Source organism: Planococcus sp. MSAK28401 (assembly GCF_018283455.1).
In the GTDB taxonomy this organism is placed as follows: Bacteria; Bacillota; Bacilli; order Bacillales_A; family Planococcaceae; genus Planococcus; species Planococcus alpniumensis.
Genome location: NZ_JAAMTH010000001.1, coordinates 346,236 through 361,450, shown reverse-complemented (window position 1 = coordinate 361,450; position 15,215 = coordinate 346,236). Strand labels below are relative to the sequence as shown.

The 15,215-nt window shown below is 49.8% G+C and carries 16 protein-coding genes; 4 read left to right on the top strand and 12 right to left on the bottom strand.

Going from position 1 to position 15,215, the window contains the following annotated elements:
* Window positions 1–88: 88 nt before the first annotated feature.
* From G3255_RS01965 to G3255_RS01955, 3 genes are all read left to right on the top strand, one after another.
* Complete coding sequence (locus tag G3255_RS01965) at window positions 89–310, top strand: transcriptional regulator (RefSeq protein WP_211653054.1); 222 nt, start codon at window positions 89–91, stop codon at window positions 308–310.
* Between the two features lie 66 nt (window positions 311–376).
* Complete coding sequence (locus tag G3255_RS01960) at window positions 377–763, top strand: YtoQ family protein (RefSeq protein ID WP_211653053.1); 387 nt, start codon at window positions 377–379, stop codon at window positions 761–763.
* A gap of 78 nt (window positions 764–841) precedes the next feature.
* A protein-coding gene (locus G3255_RS01955) for an IS3 family transposase (RefSeq protein ID WP_211653052.1) occupies window positions 842–1,992 on the top strand; the annotation gives its coding sequence in 2 pieces (ribosomal slippage) (window positions 842–1,115 and window positions 1,115–1,992; 1,152 coding nt in all).
* A gap of 21 nt (window positions 1,993–2,013) precedes the next feature.
* On the opposite strand, the gene G3255_RS01950 is transcribed toward G3255_RS01955, so the two are convergent.
* The 12 genes from G3255_RS01950 to G3255_RS01895 all read right to left on the bottom strand — a co-directional run bounded on the left by G3255_RS01950 (window position 2,014) and on the right by G3255_RS01895 (window position 14,294).
* Entirely contained in the window at window positions 2,014–2,310 is a 297-nt protein-coding gene (locus G3255_RS01950) for a hypothetical protein (protein ID WP_211653051.1), read from the bottom strand.
* Between the two features lie 827 nt (window positions 2,311–3,137).
* Entirely contained in the window at window positions 3,138–3,458 is a 321-nt protein-coding gene (locus G3255_RS01945) for a DUF4870 domain-containing protein (protein ID WP_211653050.1), read from the bottom strand.
* A gap of 69 nt (window positions 3,459–3,527) precedes the next feature.
* Window positions 3,528–4,511: a zinc-binding dehydrogenase gene (locus G3255_RS01940; protein ID WP_211653049.1), complete on the bottom strand. Its 984-nt coding sequence runs from the start codon at window positions 4,509–4,511 to the stop codon at window positions 3,528–3,530.
* Window positions 4,508–5,449, bottom strand: coding sequence for an ArsA family ATPase (locus tag G3255_RS01935; RefSeq protein WP_211653048.1), 942 nt, complete (start codon window positions 5,447–5,449; stop codon window positions 4,508–4,510). The genes G3255_RS01940 and G3255_RS01935 overlap by 4 nt, the downstream gene beginning before the upstream one ends.
* A 24-nt stretch (window positions 5,450–5,473) precedes the next feature.
* Window positions 5,474–5,737: a cory-CC-star protein gene (locus G3255_RS01930; RefSeq protein WP_211653047.1), complete on the bottom strand. Its 264-nt coding sequence runs from the start codon at window positions 5,735–5,737 to the stop codon at window positions 5,474–5,476.
* 120 nt (window positions 5,738–5,857) lie between these two features.
* The gene (locus G3255_RS01925) at window positions 5,858–7,600 is read right to left on the bottom strand and encodes a carbon starvation CstA family protein (protein WP_211653046.1); all 1,743 of its coding nucleotides are present in this window, start codon (window positions 7,598–7,600) and stop codon (window positions 5,858–5,860) included.
* 89 nt (window positions 7,601–7,689) lie between these two features.
* Complete coding sequence (locus G3255_RS01920; protein ID WP_211653045.1) at window positions 7,690–8,613, bottom strand: ketopantoate reductase family protein; 924 nt, start codon at window positions 8,611–8,613, stop codon at window positions 7,690–7,692.
* Window positions 8,614–8,628: 15 nt separating this feature from the next.
* Complete coding sequence (locus G3255_RS01915) at window positions 8,629–9,603, bottom strand: MBL fold metallo-hydrolase (RefSeq protein WP_211653044.1); 975 nt, start codon at window positions 9,601–9,603, stop codon at window positions 8,629–8,631.
* Entirely contained in the window at window positions 9,600–10,574 is a 975-nt protein-coding gene (locus G3255_RS01910; protein ID WP_211653043.1) for a quinone oxidoreductase family protein, read from the bottom strand. Before G3255_RS01910 ends, G3255_RS01915 begins: the two co-directional genes overlap by 4 nt.
* Before the next feature lie 12 nt (window positions 10,575–10,586).
* The gene (locus tag G3255_RS01905) at window positions 10,587–12,350 is read right to left on the bottom strand and encodes an acyl-CoA dehydrogenase FadE (protein ID WP_211653042.1); all 1,764 of its coding nucleotides are present in this window, start codon (window positions 12,348–12,350) and stop codon (window positions 10,587–10,589) included.
* A gap of 54 nt (window positions 12,351–12,404) precedes the next feature.
* Window positions 12,405–13,178 carry an SDR family oxidoreductase gene (locus G3255_RS01900; protein WP_058381957.1) on the bottom strand — a complete coding sequence of 258 codons (774 nt, stop codon included), beginning with the start codon at window positions 13,176–13,178 and terminating at the stop codon, window positions 12,405–12,407.
* Window positions 13,179–13,331: 153 nt separating this feature from the next.
* A complete protein-coding gene (locus G3255_RS01895; RefSeq protein WP_211653041.1) occupies window positions 13,332–14,294 on the bottom strand; it encodes a threonine ammonia-lyase in 963 nt (320 codons plus the stop codon).
* Window positions 14,295–14,442: 148 nt separating this feature from the next.
* Here G3255_RS01895 and G3255_RS01890 point away from each other — a divergent pair, with 148 nt between their 5' ends.
* Entirely contained in the window at window positions 14,443–15,006 is a 564-nt protein-coding gene (locus G3255_RS01890; RefSeq protein ID WP_211653040.1) for an SLOG family protein, read from the top strand.
* Window positions 15,007–15,215 lie beyond the last annotated feature (209 nt).

The window sequence follows — 15,215 nt, the reverse complement described above, 5'->3', positions numbered from 1 at the left end:
GTTCCATTATACACGATTCATTTCACTTGTTTCATTCCCCCGGCCGGTATATAATGAGAACAAACGTTCTTATCTGAGGAGGGTTATCATGAAAGCGCAACTTCTGAAAGCATTCAAATACCAGCAATCGATCGACATGATGTACATTGCAAACGACGGCACCATCAGCAAACGCCGCGTCAAAATCTTGAAAGTCAGCGGTGATTCGTTCCAGGCGTACTGTTTTTTGCGCCGCGAGAAGCGCCACTTTAAAATCGACCATGTGCTTTCATGTATGCCCGTCCAAACGAGAGAACGTCAAATTGTCTGAATCCTTTTCCGGCTCATGCTCCTTTATGCTACACTAAGAGGAAATGGAAAATGGAGGATGAGACTCATGAGATTAACCGTTTATCTTGCAGGTGAAATTCACAGTTCCTGGCGCGAAGAAATCAAAAAGAAATCCTTGGCGCTCAATCTGCCGGTCGATTTCGTCGGGCCGATGGAAAACCACGACCGCTCCGACAATATCGGCGAAGAGATTCTGGGAGAACAGCCAAGCGCTATCTTCAAGGATGCCGCAGCGTCCAGTTTCAATAATTTGCGTACGAGCGTGTTGATGGAAAAATCGGACCTCGTCATCGCCTTGTTTGGCGAGCAGTACAAGCAGTGGAACACCGCGATGGACGCAAGCGCCGCTTTGGCATACCACAAGCCGCTCATCGTCATCCGCCCTGAAAAACTGCACCATCCGCTAAAAGAGCTGTCCCAAAAAGTAGAGTGACCCAATAAAATGAGACAAGGAAAAAGCACCCCCAAAGTCGTATGTAGTAACAACGACAAACTGGAGGTGTTTTTCTGTATGGGTTCAAAAAAGCGATTCTATCCGGAGGAAATCAAACTAGAGGTCATCGAGATGAAATTGAGTGGGGACTACACCAACGCCGAGATCATGGAGATTCACCAAATTAAAAGTGTGACGCAAATTAAGAGGTGGATGCAGTGGTACCAGAAAGACGAGCTCCATCGGCTCGCACAAGGTGTGGGGAAACAATACGCTTATGAGAAGAAGTTGAGTGAGGTGGAAGAGCTAAGGAAAAAGGTGCTGTATTACGAAATCAAAGAAGAACTGATGGGAAAGTACCGGGAACTGGAAAGGGGGTGGAACCGCCCCTCTTCCTAAAACTGGTGGAATTGTTCAAAGAGAAATATTCCATCACGATGATCTGTAAATGCATGGGCGTCCCTCGCCCTACTTATTACCGGTGGCGCCAGAAAAAATTCGGCAAAACGGAATTGGAGAAAGAGATTATCGCAATCTGTGAACAGCTGAAATTTCGGGCAGGTCACCGGACGGTGAAAGGGTTGTTAAAAAATGCCGGCATCCTTGTCAATCGGAAGACGGTGCAGCGCATCATGCAGAAATACAACAGCCAGTGCCGGGTGAAACCCAAGCGAGCGAAGAAGATGACCGGTGAGACGCACTTGGTGGTGCCAAACCTGTTGGAACAGAATTTCAAAGCGGACGCCCCCAATCAAAAATGGGTGACGGATATTACGTATCTTCCCTTCGGGGAAAGCATGCTTTATTTGTCGACCATTCTGGACTTGTATAACAACGAAGTGATTGCTTACAAAGTCAGTGACACTCAGAATGCCCAGCTCGTGTTGGATACCCTGGAGATTGCTTGCCGGAAACGGAACACCGCCGGAATCATTCTGCACAGTGACCAAGGGGCTCAGTACACATCGCGTGCATTCCAACTGGCGACAAAAGAAAACGGCATTATCACCAGCATGTCCCGCAAAGGAAACTGCTTTGATAACGCCGTCATCGAATCCTTCCACTCCTCGCTAAAGTCGGAAGAATTCTACACCCTAGAAAGGGTGCACCTAACCAATGCCATTGTACAACAAAAAACAGAAGATTACATGTATTATTACAACTACATCCGACCGTTCCAAAAATTAAACTGCCATTCCCCGATTGAGTATCGGACAATGGCAGCCTAGTGCTTTTTCTAATGTCTCAAATTACCGGGTCAGTTCAAAGCAAACGCCACCGTCGAAACCTGCGACCAGGCGATCAAAGCTTTGTCTTATATTTTCGAATAACAAAAAGTGCAGCGGCTCAGGCCGTTGCACTTTTTTTGTTGGTGAATTTGAATGATGGAAAGTTAAAGATGCTTGGCGGTCACGCTCAGCTGGACTTGATAGCGAAAGTTTTCTTGTAGCTACATTGCTGAATATTGAATTGAACTTCATTTTGGTATTCGCCGCCTTGCTTTGGGTTGGCCTCCCGCAATAAGCCAGGAAGAACGCCTGTCTCATTGCGTCGGCTCACCCGTGTCACTCGGCGGCTTAGAGATTTCGTTGAGATGAGGGTGTTTAAAAGGAATCTACTTTTATATTCAGTTGCCGGCTAGTGGGGAAATCACTTTCAGGATCGGGCGTGTGCAGGATAGTTGGAGTTTGCGAGCGGCGTTGTTCCCCTGTTCTATTTTTCTTCTTGGTAATTTTCGCTGCCTTGCTTTGGGTTGGCCTTTGGCAGTAATGAATTGGCGAAAGTAAATTGAGCAAGCCGTTTCATACGACTATTGGGTGCAGCTTTTCTCTTACTGCATCGGCTCACCCCGGGCGCCGGCAGCTGAGAAATTTCATTGTCTGTAGATTGTTTAATCGTATCTGCTTCTATATTAGGTAGCGACTAGTGGAGGAATCGCTTCCCGAGACGCAGCGTCTGGTCATGTAATGCTCCAATCAGACAGCTTGTTATTTTGTTTAGTAGATGGAAACTCACGACACTTCATTCTTTGACCTGATTGAAGCAAGCCACAGAATATGATGCATTTCCACACTTCACGTTAAATAGAGCGAAGAACGTTCTCCCACTTTAATTCGAGAGACGAAGCGGAAGGGGCCGACGCCTGGGGGACCGCGCGGGACTGGCGAAACCTATGCGGCTTGCCGCAAGGGTTCGACGCCCGCCCCCCGGCAAGCGTGCCCCTGCAGCGTAGTCTTACAAATAAAATATTTAGACATCCAGAACTGCCTCAATTGGAATTTATTATACTCTCTACCACTTCACATACTTGATTCCACACAAAAACCCGCCGGATAAAATTCTCGGCGGGTTTTGTGGTGCTGCTTCTATTCCATTATTGGTACCATGCACCGACAATTGGGTAATCGTATGGCTCGTTTTTCAAAGCTTTGATGATCGCCATAATCGGCACGATGATTCCGATAGCGCCGAACAATAGCAAGAGCGGGAATCCGATCAATACGGCCGTCAACAAGGTCGAGGCGAAGAGCAATGCTCCCATGACCAATTGGAACAGCAAGGCTTGAATCGATAATTTCTTCAGTTCTTGGTCGTCCGTCACAAGCATAGCGACGAAAAAGACGATCACCGGGACAAGGAACGGAGCGAAAAACGCACTGGCGTGGACGAGTATTTTTAACCCGGTTTTCTCCATTAAAATGACCTCCAGTCAATTTGCTTTCTTATCCTTATATACGGCTGATGATCAAAAAAGTTTCATTTTTTATTCGGAAGCACGCAAAACTACTTTACCGAACTGCTTGCCTTCCGCCAAATAATCAAATGCTTCTTGCGCTTTTTCTAATGCGAAGACGCGGTCGACGACAGGATGGGTATCGTGCTTTTCGATATGCTGGATCATGTTGCGCAATTCTTCGCGGCTGCCCATCGTTGAACCGAATAATTGATATTGACCATAGAAAAAGCTGCGCAAATTGAAATCGACATTATCCGCGGTGGTCGCCCCGAAAATGACGATGCGCCCGCCCTTTTTCAATACCTCAAGTGAACGGTTGAAGGTAGCTCCGCCGACGCTGTCGATGACAAGGTCAATCGTCTGGCCTTCGAGCTCCTTGACCCAATCGCTATCGGTCGGAATGGCGATATCCGCGCCGATTTCTTTCGCCTGGGCAAGTTTGTCTTCACTTCTGGATGTGACGATTACCGTCGCACCGGCGTTTTTCGCAAATTGAATCAAAAAGGTCGCGACACCGCTGCCAGCGCCTGGAATGAACAAGGTATCGCCTTTTTTCAATTGCCCTTTCGTGAACAACGCGCGGTAGCCAGTCAAAGCAGGCAAGGCGAGCCCGCCTGCTTCTTCCCATGACAAATGCGCTGGCTTTTTCTCCAGCTGTTCTGCGGAAATGGCGATTTTCTCTGCGAATGTCCCATGGTCCGGCATACCGAGAATATCGAAGCCTTCCGGTGGCGCATCGCTGTTTTGTGCCCAGCGAAGACCCGGATTGATGACCACTTCATCGCCCACTTCAACAGCCGTCACACCTTCGCCGAGCGATTCGACAATACCCACTCCGTCTGACCCGATGATCAACGCTTCCGGGTTATCCCCGTAACGTTTCAACAGGCCGAGATCTCGGCGGTTAACGCCTGCGTCGCGGATTTTCACGACCACTTCTCCTGGCTGCGCTGTTGGTTCCGGCATATCTTTTAGTTTATATTGTCCTGCTTCCATCACGAATGCTTTCAAATTACGTCACCCTCCTGAAAGTGTTGGCTGAATTGTTCAAGCTGTTGCTTGCTGATGATGTCTTGCGAAAACAGCGGAATATACAATAGCTGCTGTTTCGGAAATGTTTCTTTGATCATATCCATATACTTGGTTTCGTGCTTTTTACGTTCCTGGAAAAATGCGCCTTCCACTTGTTCCGGGAGCACTTTATTGATGATTAGGGTTTTCACGTGTAGATGGTATTTATCCAAGAGCTCCAATGCTTTTTTTGTCTCCAAAATCGGCAGGCGCTCGGGGTTCAAGACGAAAACAAAACCGGTTTGCTTGGCGTCGAGTAAGATATCCCGGGCTTTTGAAAAGCGTTCCTGGCGCTCGCGCAAGACGTCATAGATCGGATCTTCTCTCGGCTCGCCATCATTCAACAGCGCCGTATAATTCTCGTTGGTCTTGCGGCGCTTGTCGAGCAAGCCTTCAATCCAGACGCCCATCAGTTCCGGCAGCGATAGCAGCCGGATCGTGTGCCCTGTCGGCGCCGTATCAAATACCAACTTATCGAAATGCTGACGCTCCTCGAGGATGATATGGATCAGTTTATCAAAGAGCGCCGCTTCGTCCGCACCAGGAGAGGCTTTTGCCGTATCGAGCTGGCGATTCACTTCTTCCATCATGCTCGTGTGGACCGTTCCGCGAATATTGTTTTTGACGCCTTTGATGTAATTTTCCGTCTCGATTTCAGGATCTATTTCAAGCGCGTATAAATTGTCGGCGATTTCTTTTGTACGGCCGCCGATTTGTTCGTTGAAGATGTCCCCGACATTATGTGCGGGGTCTGTGGAGACCAGCAAAGTCTTATGTCCAGCTTTTGCGGATTGCCATGCGATGGCTGCAGCGGATGTCGATTTACCGACACCGCCTTTGCCTCCGACAAAAATGATGCTCTTCGATAGCACGTCCATTGGGTTCCCTCGTTTCATTAAAAGTCAGCAGCAGCGGATTCCAGACAATGGGGATTTTTCCATGCCCATGCGCAAATGCCAGTCGTGAAATTCCTCGATCATGTACGGATACAGCTCGAGCGTGTAGTAATAGACCGGATTCGGGATGCCGAGCATTTCCGAATACAGCATCAACAGGAATAAATCATCTTCGCTGCGGAGTTCCCGGGCAATTTCCGTTCGGTGAGGGTGTTCCAGGACAGCTTCATACCAGTTAATCAGTTGTTTCAGCTTATCGCCGATCGGCATCACAGCACCTCTTCCTGAAAAAAGTACAAGGGATCACATGAATATGATCCCTTGGCATTTCCTACTATAATAATGGACGTTTGATTGGCAGCAGGCTTACTGTAACTTTCTGTAAAGCCATTATTTCAAATCTTCGTCTGAAAATCCAGGATTTGATTTACTCATGAGCGCCTGTGCAGCAGTCAAGATAATCCATAAGGTAAAGACGAAAATGATGGCCCCGAAGACGAACAGCAATGTATTCGATCCTTCGTTGTACCAAGCCCATTGCAGGAACACTTGCTGGAACATCGCCCATAGCGTCATGAACATCAAGAATACCATCGGAATAATGGTGATCATGTAATTTCTGCCGAGCTTGCGCAGCCAAATCGAAATCAATAGCAAGCTGATTCCAGCCAATAGCTGGTTGGATGTCCCAAACAATGGCCATAACAAGTAGCCGCCTGAACCGAATCCGTTCGGCCCTTCCGGCAAGATGACCAACGCCATACTCGAAAGCACCGCAATCGACGTCGCAACATGCTTTTTCTCAAGCTGGGGCACTTTGTATTCAACACCGAGCTCAGAAATGATATAGCGCATGAGGCGCACCGATGTATCGAGCGTTGTGGCAGCGAAGGAAACAACGATGATCGATACGATCGTCGAAGCGACCGATCCCGGAATCATCAACCCGGAAGCAAGGACTGTCGCTCCTTCGATGAAGTTTCCAAGTCCGGCGCCGCTTGCATCTGCAAAGCTGCTATAAGACGCACTGAATGCCGCGCGGTCTGGAAATAGCGTGATGACGGCGATAATCGAAATCAAGGCAAGCACGCCTTCACCGACTGCTCCCAAGTATCCGACAAAGCGGGCATCGGTTTCTTTATCCAGCTGCTTCGATGAAGTACCCGAAGAAACGAGTCCGTGGAAACCGGAAATCGCACCACAAGCAATGGTGATGAAGAGCAATGGGAACCAGGAAACATCGGCTCCCGGATTGGTTGCCGGAGCCGTGATTTCAGGGTTCGTGAACAATAGGCCCAGATACAAAATTGCCAGGCCGACGATCAATTGGTGGGAGTTGATGAAATCACGCGGCTGGAGAAGTTTCCACACCGGCAGTGTCGATGCAATGTAGACGTAAATCATCAACACGACAATCCAGATGAAGAACGCACTGGAAATGGCCCCAAGACCGAACAAGCCGGCACCTTCTTCCCCGCCCATATAGCGGACAAGGTCGATTTGCAAAAAGTCCACTTGGCTGGAAATGACAGCTGTCCCGTACATGATTGCAAGCGCTATCAAAGAAGGGATGAGCATTTTCATGTTTTTCTTATAAGCCGCATAACCGATCCAAACCGCGAGTGGAATCTGGATAAATACCGGAATGACGCTAGCCGGATATGAGATGAACAAGTTCGCGATGACCCAGGCGAATACCGCGTTGACCATAAGAACCAGGATCAAAATGATGAACAAGAACAAAATCTTTCCACGCTGCCCGATCAAACGGTGGGCTAGCGTCCCGACAGATTGCCCTTTATTGCGCACCGAAAGCGCCAGTGTTCCGAAGTCATGGACGCCGGCTGCGAATACCGTACCGAAGACGACCCATAGGACCGCTGGCAGCCAGCCCCAATAGACAGCGATGGCTGGTCCAAGAATCGGCGCAGCTCCTGCAACAGATGTAAAATGATGCCCCCATAAGACGAACTTATTGGTCGGGACAAAGTCGACCCCGTCTTTATAACGGTGGGCCGGCGTTACGTAATTCGGGTCCAGCTTGAAAATCTTTTCTGCTATGTACTTGGAATAAAAACGGTATCCGAGAACAAATATAAATAATCCCACAGCAGCCAAAACGATTGCATTCACATTCCCCAACTCCCTCTTATTTTTTTGAAATTTCTGCATACCTCCTTCAATCATAGAGTATTAATTAAATATTGTAAATGTTCTGTTTTTTATTCCTGTTTATTATTGTCGTCGTATAATTTTAATTTCGTATAAACTGTTTCAAGCACCGGAACCGGAACATCGGCTTGCTGTGCTTTTTCGATGAGATGCCCTTGCAGGTGATCGACTTCGATGCCTTGGCCTTTCTCCATATCACGCTGCATCGATGATTTCATGCTGTCGTCCATGCTGTTCACTTTGTCGAGCTGGATGGCGGCGATCCCTTTTTTGATCGGCGCGTCGATTGCCATCATCACCGCCTCAAGTTCTTCGAGGAGCGACTGAATGGCGGATTGGCCAGACGGCAGCTTGCGAATCGGGCCGATGGGCGATTCCATAAGCGAGGTAATGCCGGACATCGCCGTGATGAACATATATTTATGCCACATGTCCTGATCGATGTCATCACTCAAAACAAATTCCGCTTTTGTTCCATCGAAATGCGATTTTAATTTGTCGATGCGGGCTGTCCGCTCACCGCCCCGTTCCCCGTAAACCAATTGATGGATCGGGCTCGTCTGGACAATCGATCCGTCTTCACCGATAGTGGTTTCGATAAAGCATAAGCCGCCGATCACCGCCTCTTCCCCGAATGCAGAGACGAGCTGTTCAACATGGGCGATGCCATTCAATAGTGGCAAAATCATTGTCTCTTCACCAACAAACGGACGGATGTCTTCGATAGCTTGTTCAAGCTGATAAGCTTTTGTCGATAGAAGAATGATATCGAACGGCTCGGCTTGCATCGTTTTTGTTAAAAGAGCCGGCTGTAGATGCAGATCTCCGTGCCGGCTGTTGACACGCAAGCCACCCTCTTCAATCTTTTTCTTGCGTCCTTCCCTAACCAGAAATGTTACGTCTTCTCCTTTTTCCAACAAACGCGCACCGAAATAACCTCCGATGCCGCCTGCTCCTACCATCAACATTCTCATCCTGACACATCCTTTTTAAGTTTGTTTATAAATCCAGCGCTCCGCTTCCATCACCCGTTCGCATCCGCCCTCAGCGCGCAAATACTCAAGATGGGCCAAAGTTTCGCCGACCGCAAAGCGCATTTCGTGGACCGTCAACGGCCGGTCGAATAAACGCTCGCGCACTTCGAAAATCGTTAGCGGCTGTTCAAGCATCCGCCAAGTCGCATCCAAGCGTTCTTCGTGATGGGCAAGCAATTCATCAATTCGTTTGCTAGCCCCTTGGAACGCTTCGCCATGGGATGGGATGACCCACTCCACATCCAGTTCACGGATTTTCTCCAAAGAATGCATATACGTCAGAAGCGGATTCGGGTCGCCGTGAAACCAATAGGAAATATTCGGCGTGATACGCGGCAAAATATGGTCCGCCGCCAATAGCGCATTGTGCTCGCGTTGATAAAAACACACCATGCCATCCGAATGTCCTGGCACGAACAGCACTTCGTATTCAAAGCGGCCGATGCAGATTTTCTCTCTTTCTTCGAAATAATGATTTACTTTCGGCAGCGGGGAAATAAGCGGTTGGAAAGCTCTCGTGTTGTCCGCCATTTCCTGAGCCGCTTCCTGTGGGATGCCCGCTGCCTTGTAATAGCCTGGCAAGGCATTCAAAAATGCATCATCCCAGGATTTCATACCTGCATCCGCATCGATTTTGCTCATCGACAGCCGTGCGCCGGTCTTTTGCTGCAAGCCGCCTGAATAGCCAAAATGATCCGGATGATAATGGGTCAGCAGAATCTGCTCCACCTTATCATTCCCGATTTCCTGCTTCCACAACTCTCTTGATACGTCATTGTTCAATCCGGTATCGATAATCGTCCAGGCTTTCTCCCCTTTTGCCATGAAGCAATTGACGTGGTTTAGCCTAAACGGCAAGGGGTGCTTCACGAGTTTCAACCCAAGTGCGTTAAAGAGCTTTTGGGTTTCGGCTTGTCGGACGTCGTTCATGGTTTCAGTACCAGCTTGCCGATCGTTTTGCGGCTTTGCAGCAATTCGTGCACATCAGCCGCTTGTTCAAGCGGATACGTGCCGCCGATCGTCAATTTCAATTGCCCGCTATCCATATATCCAAGCAGTTCCTGAAAGCTTTTCTGGAATAATTCCGGCTTGCGCATAATCTGCGGCAGGAAAAAGCCGATGACCGATTGATTGCGCTTCATCAATTGGCCCGGCGCAAATGTCGCCTGCTCTCCGCTTGCCGCACCGAAAATGACCAATCGCCCGAACGGTGCCAAAGTCTTCAGCGTATCGTTGAAGACGCTGCCCCCAACCATTTCAAGGGCCAAATCGACGCCCTTTCCTTCAGTGATTTCTTTGATACGCCCTACCCAGCCATCTTCGCTATAATTCACCAAATGAGTGGCGCCCATCTTCTCGGCATGGAACAGTTTTTCTTCCGTGCTCGCCGTAGCGATGATCTTTTCAGCACCGAAAAGTTTCGCAAGCTGCACGGCAATCGTCCCGACGCCTCCTGCGGCAGCGTGGATCAATACCGTTTCTCCAGGCTCCAAACGGCCCATCGTTTTCAAAATATGGTAAGCGCTCAAGCCTTGAAGCGGCAATGCCACTGCTTCTTCAAAACTGACGCCTTCCGGAACCGGCGTCAAGACCTGTTCCGGAATCGCCGCATATTCAGCGTAGCCCGATGATTCGATCAAGGCGACGACGCGGTCGCCCGATTTGAAGCGCGTGACACCTGCTCCAGTTTCGACAACCACTCCCGCTACTTCAGAGCCTGGTATATAAGGCAATTCGGTCGGCACGACATATTTCCCTTCACGTCTTGCCGTATCGGCATAATTGACGCCTGCTGCTTTCACTTCAATGAGCACTTCATGATCTTTCGGCTCCGGCTGCTCAGAATCAATATACTGAAGCACTTCCGGCCCGCCGTATTCCTCGAATTTCACCACTTTCATCTCTTTTCCCCCTTAACTGATATACTGCCCTGCTTGATAAATCGTTTGAGCCAATTGGCGTTTAGCTATAACCGTCCCGCCGCGCTGCAGGCGACTGAGTTCTGCTGTCGCCATCGCCGTATAACGCGCCAGCTCTTCTCCTTCTGTCATGCCTTGGATTATTTGGCGCGCTGTCATCTCGGTTTCGAGCAAGGCATCATCGATGAACACTTGCGTCATTTCCACTTTATGCCGGGCTTTTTTCTCATCCTGCTCGAACGCTTGTTGCGCCCGCGCGACCGCCGATTCAGCGGCATACAAGGCAATTGCGATGTCTGCAAGTTTTAACAGCACCTCCTGCTGCTCGCCGATTCCAGTCCCATAGGATTTTACGGCAAGCCCGAGCATACTGAGGAAGACGCGCCGCATCGCCCGTACGGCTTCCGTTTCACGGGCAAGCGTCCCGATATATGGAACTTCCGGCGTCTGCATTTCCTCAACAGCTTGCGTCGCTGCTGCTTCCAGGTCAAATGCGCCTTTTGCGGCCGCTTTTAACATATTGCCCGGAATGAGCAATCGGTTCACTTCATTCGTGCCTTCGAAAATGCGGTTGATGCGTGAATCTCTGTACACTTGCTCGATTTTGTATTCCTGGATATAGCCGTAGCCGCCGAACAACTGCAGGCTCTCATCCGCGACAAAATCCAAGGTCTCAGAGCCGTATACTTTGCAGATGGCGCATTCGGCGGCATATTCCATCATCCGCTTTGCGATCAATCCATGGTCCTGCGATTCGTACAATTCGCCGAGCGCTTCTTCGAGATAGCCGGCGGTCCGGTATTGCAGCGACTCCAAAGCGAATATGCGCATCGCCATCGCCGCCACTTTTTCTTGTGTCGCCGAAAACTCGGAAATGGCACGATTAAACTGCTTGCGCTCCTGCGTGTAGCCCAGCGCCAGCGATAAACTGAATTTGGCAGCGCCCATACAAGCCGATCCTAAATTAAAGCGCCCGAGATTCAGAACGTTCAATGCCACAAGATGGCCTTTTCCGACTTCGCCAAGCACGTTTTCCACCGGCACTTCACAATCTTCAAAAATGACTGGACACGTCGACGACCCTTTGATGCCCATTTTCTTCTCTTCAGGCCCAAGCGATAAGCCAGGATGTTTCTTTTCGACGATAAATGCCGTAAACGCTTTGCCATCGACTTTTGCATAGGTAATGAAGGTATCGGCAAACGCGGCGTTGGTGATGTACATTTTGGTGCCGTTCAATACATAATGCGACCCTTGTTCATTGAGCACTGCGGTCGTTTGGGCAGCTAAGGCATCCGAACCCGCTCCTGGTTCTGTCAGGCAATACGCCCCGATAAACTCGCCGCTTGCAAGTTTCGGCAAATAATATTGTTTCTGTTCAGGCGTTCCAAAATACGTGATCGGCAGCGTCGCGATACACGTATGGTTGGAATGCGCCACGCCATATCCGCCTGCCGGGCCGAGCGATTCGCCAACCAGCCCTTTGCTGATTTTATCGAGGCCAAGCCCGCCGTAAGCTTCCGGAATGCTGTGCGCGAGAAGGCCTAGTTCTCCCGCTTTGTGAAAGAGCTCCTGGACGAGTTCGAAATCCTGCCCTTCCAGCCGCTCGTTGTGCGGCTGCACTTCTTTCTCCAGAAACTGCTTCGCTGTTTTCGCAATCATTTTATGTTCATCGGTAAACTGTTCAGGTGTAAAGATCGGACCCGCGGCTTTCATCAGGAAATCAGCGCCCCGGTATACATTTGCCTCAGCTTTCATCTTCTCCGTCCCCTTTTTTGTTCAAATATGTACTGCATTTAGCGGCTTGTTTCCTTACATGGCGTGCATGCCACCGTCGACCATCACGACATCGCCTGTAACATAATCCGATGCTTTCGCCGCCAGGAATAAAGCCGCGCCTTTCAAGTCTTCATCTGTCCCGAAACGGTTTAACGGTGTTCTAGCCAACAAGCCTTCCTCGCCATGCTTCATCACGTCTTTCGACATTTTCGTTGGGAAGAAACCAGGCGCGATGGCGTTGACCTTGATATTATGGCGCCCCCATTTCGCGGCCAGGTCTTTTGTGAACGTGATCACTGCGCCCTTGCTCGTATTGTAGCCGATCGCATCCATCAGCTGCGGGTCAATCCCTCCGAGCCCGGCGACTGAAGCGATGTTGATAATTTTGCCGCTGTTTTGCGGAATCATCACTTCCCCAACTGCCTGGCTCATGAGAAACGTCCCAGTGACATTGACTGCCATCACTTTATTCCATGCTTCAAGCGGCATCTCAGATACCGGCGCTCCCCAGGAAGCCCCTGAATTGTTTACGAGAATATCAATCGTTCCGAACGCCTCGACGGTCTTCTCGACGACATTTTTGACATCTTGTGGATTGGTGACGTCGCAAGCGAGCGCCAAAGTTTTCACACCCTTCGCTTCGAGTTGCTTGGCGACCTCCTCGCATGCTTCCACTTTGCGCGAACATAGCACCACATTGGCGCCGGCTTCCGCGAAACCTTCGGCAATTTGTGCGCCAAGGCCTCGGCCGCCTCCCGTCACGATTGCTGTCTTACCTGTTAGATCGAATAAATCCATTACTGGCATATTGTTTCCCCCTTCATTGTAAATACCGACTAGTCGGTATGTTCAGAATACTTAAACTTTATGTTACCGTTTTCATCGCTAATATGCAATCGCCTTCCCACGCCAAAAAGCCGAGCCCCATCACGATCAGGACTCGGCTCAAGGCAATTTGATTCATTCGGTTTCAGCAGCGTTCAGCAAGCCGGCGAAACGCGGCAGGTCGACATTGCCTCCCGAAATCACCGCGATGATGGTTTGATCGGATGTGCCTGCTTTGCCCGACATGACAGCAGCTGCCGCAACTGCACCTGAAGGCTCCACCAATTGCTTGGTGCGTACAGCGATATCGCGCATCGCTTCGATGATTTCCTGTTCCTTTACCAACACCAGCCCGTCGAGCAGCTCGCTCACAATCGGGAACGTCAGGTCTCCCGGCTGCGACGTCCGCAAGCCGTCGGCAATCGTTTCGGTCGGGCCGATCGCTGTAATCTCCCCCCGCTCCAAAGATAAGGCCGTGTCATTCGCAAGCGCCGGCTCTGCGCCAATCACCAATACATCCGGACGCCGTGCTTTCACAGCCGTTAAGATCCCTGAAATCAATCCGCCGCCCCCGACAGGCACAACGATGACGTCAGCATCCGGCATTTGCTCGACCATCTCCAAGCCAGTTGTTCCTTGTCCGGCGATAATGTCGCGATGGTCATACGGAGGAATGTAGACGCCGTTCATTTGGTGCGCGAGCAACTTGGCATGCGGAATCCGCTCCGCTGAAGTCGTGCCGCAATATTCCACCTGCCCGCCATACGCTTTGATTGCTGCGACTTTTGCCGGGCTTGCATCCGTCGGCACGACGATGACAGAGGAGATGCCGAGCTCATTGGCCACATAAGCGACTGCTTGGCCGTGATTTCCCGAAGAAGCGGCCGTTACGAGTGTCGCCCCATCCGACACAGCATTGGTCACAGCGTTCGCAGCTCCACGAATCTTGAACGATCCCGTCTTCTGCAAATGCTCCGCCTTGAAGAACACTCGGCGCCCCCATTTTTCCTGGAGCGACTGCGAATGCACAATCGGCGTTTTATGGATGATGTCTTGAATGCGGCTTCTTGCTTGCTCCACGTCTTCAATATTGACCACTGGCCTCACTCCTTTTTTCGTCTAGCTTAACATAAGAGTGAATATTCAGTTACCGAAAGACTGTTGATGCAAACAAGCCGTGCATTCTCCATAATGAAAGAAAATGCGTTAAACTGATAACACTGAATTGCATAAAGGAGGAGACGATATGCTTAAACGCTTAGTCATCACCGGCTATAAACCACATGAGCTCGGCATATTCGACGACAAGCACGAAGGCGTTCGCTTTATCAAGAAAGCGCTCGAAAACCGCCTGCGCACATTAATCGACGAAGGGCTCGAATGGGTGATCCTGAGCGGCCAGCTCGGTGTCGAAACTTGGGCTGCTGAAGTGGTGATCGAGTTGCAGGAGGAATTTCCGCAGCTGCATTTCGCCATTCTCACGCCTTTCGAGGACCAGGAGAAAAATTGGAACGAAGCCAAACAGGAAAAATATGAATTCCTTCTATCTCAAGCCGATTTTCACCGCAGCTTGACGAATAAGCCTTACGAAGCGCCGTGGCAGTTTGTCGAGAAAAACAAGTTCTTCCTCCGAAATTCCGACGGCATCCTGCTGATTTACGACGAGGAAACGGAAGGCTCACCAAAGTTCATCAAACAAGAAGCCGAACGTTATGCCGACAAGAATGAATACGACATCCTTATCATTACCGCCGACGATCTGCGCATCGTCGCGGAAGAGGAACAGCAAAACGAATGGAATGGCTGGTAAGTCAATGCCCCGCGTGGAATGTGCGGGGCTTTTTTTATTTCTCTCTATAAATGAAACTTACACGAAATGAAATTTACACGCCGAAAAATCGGCTGCCTAATAACCAAATTTGCCCAATTGCTATATAAAGATACGGCTTTTTTTAATATCACCTAAGCATTTGACTATTCCTCCACAATCCTATACCTTTAATAGTTATGTTAAAAAAA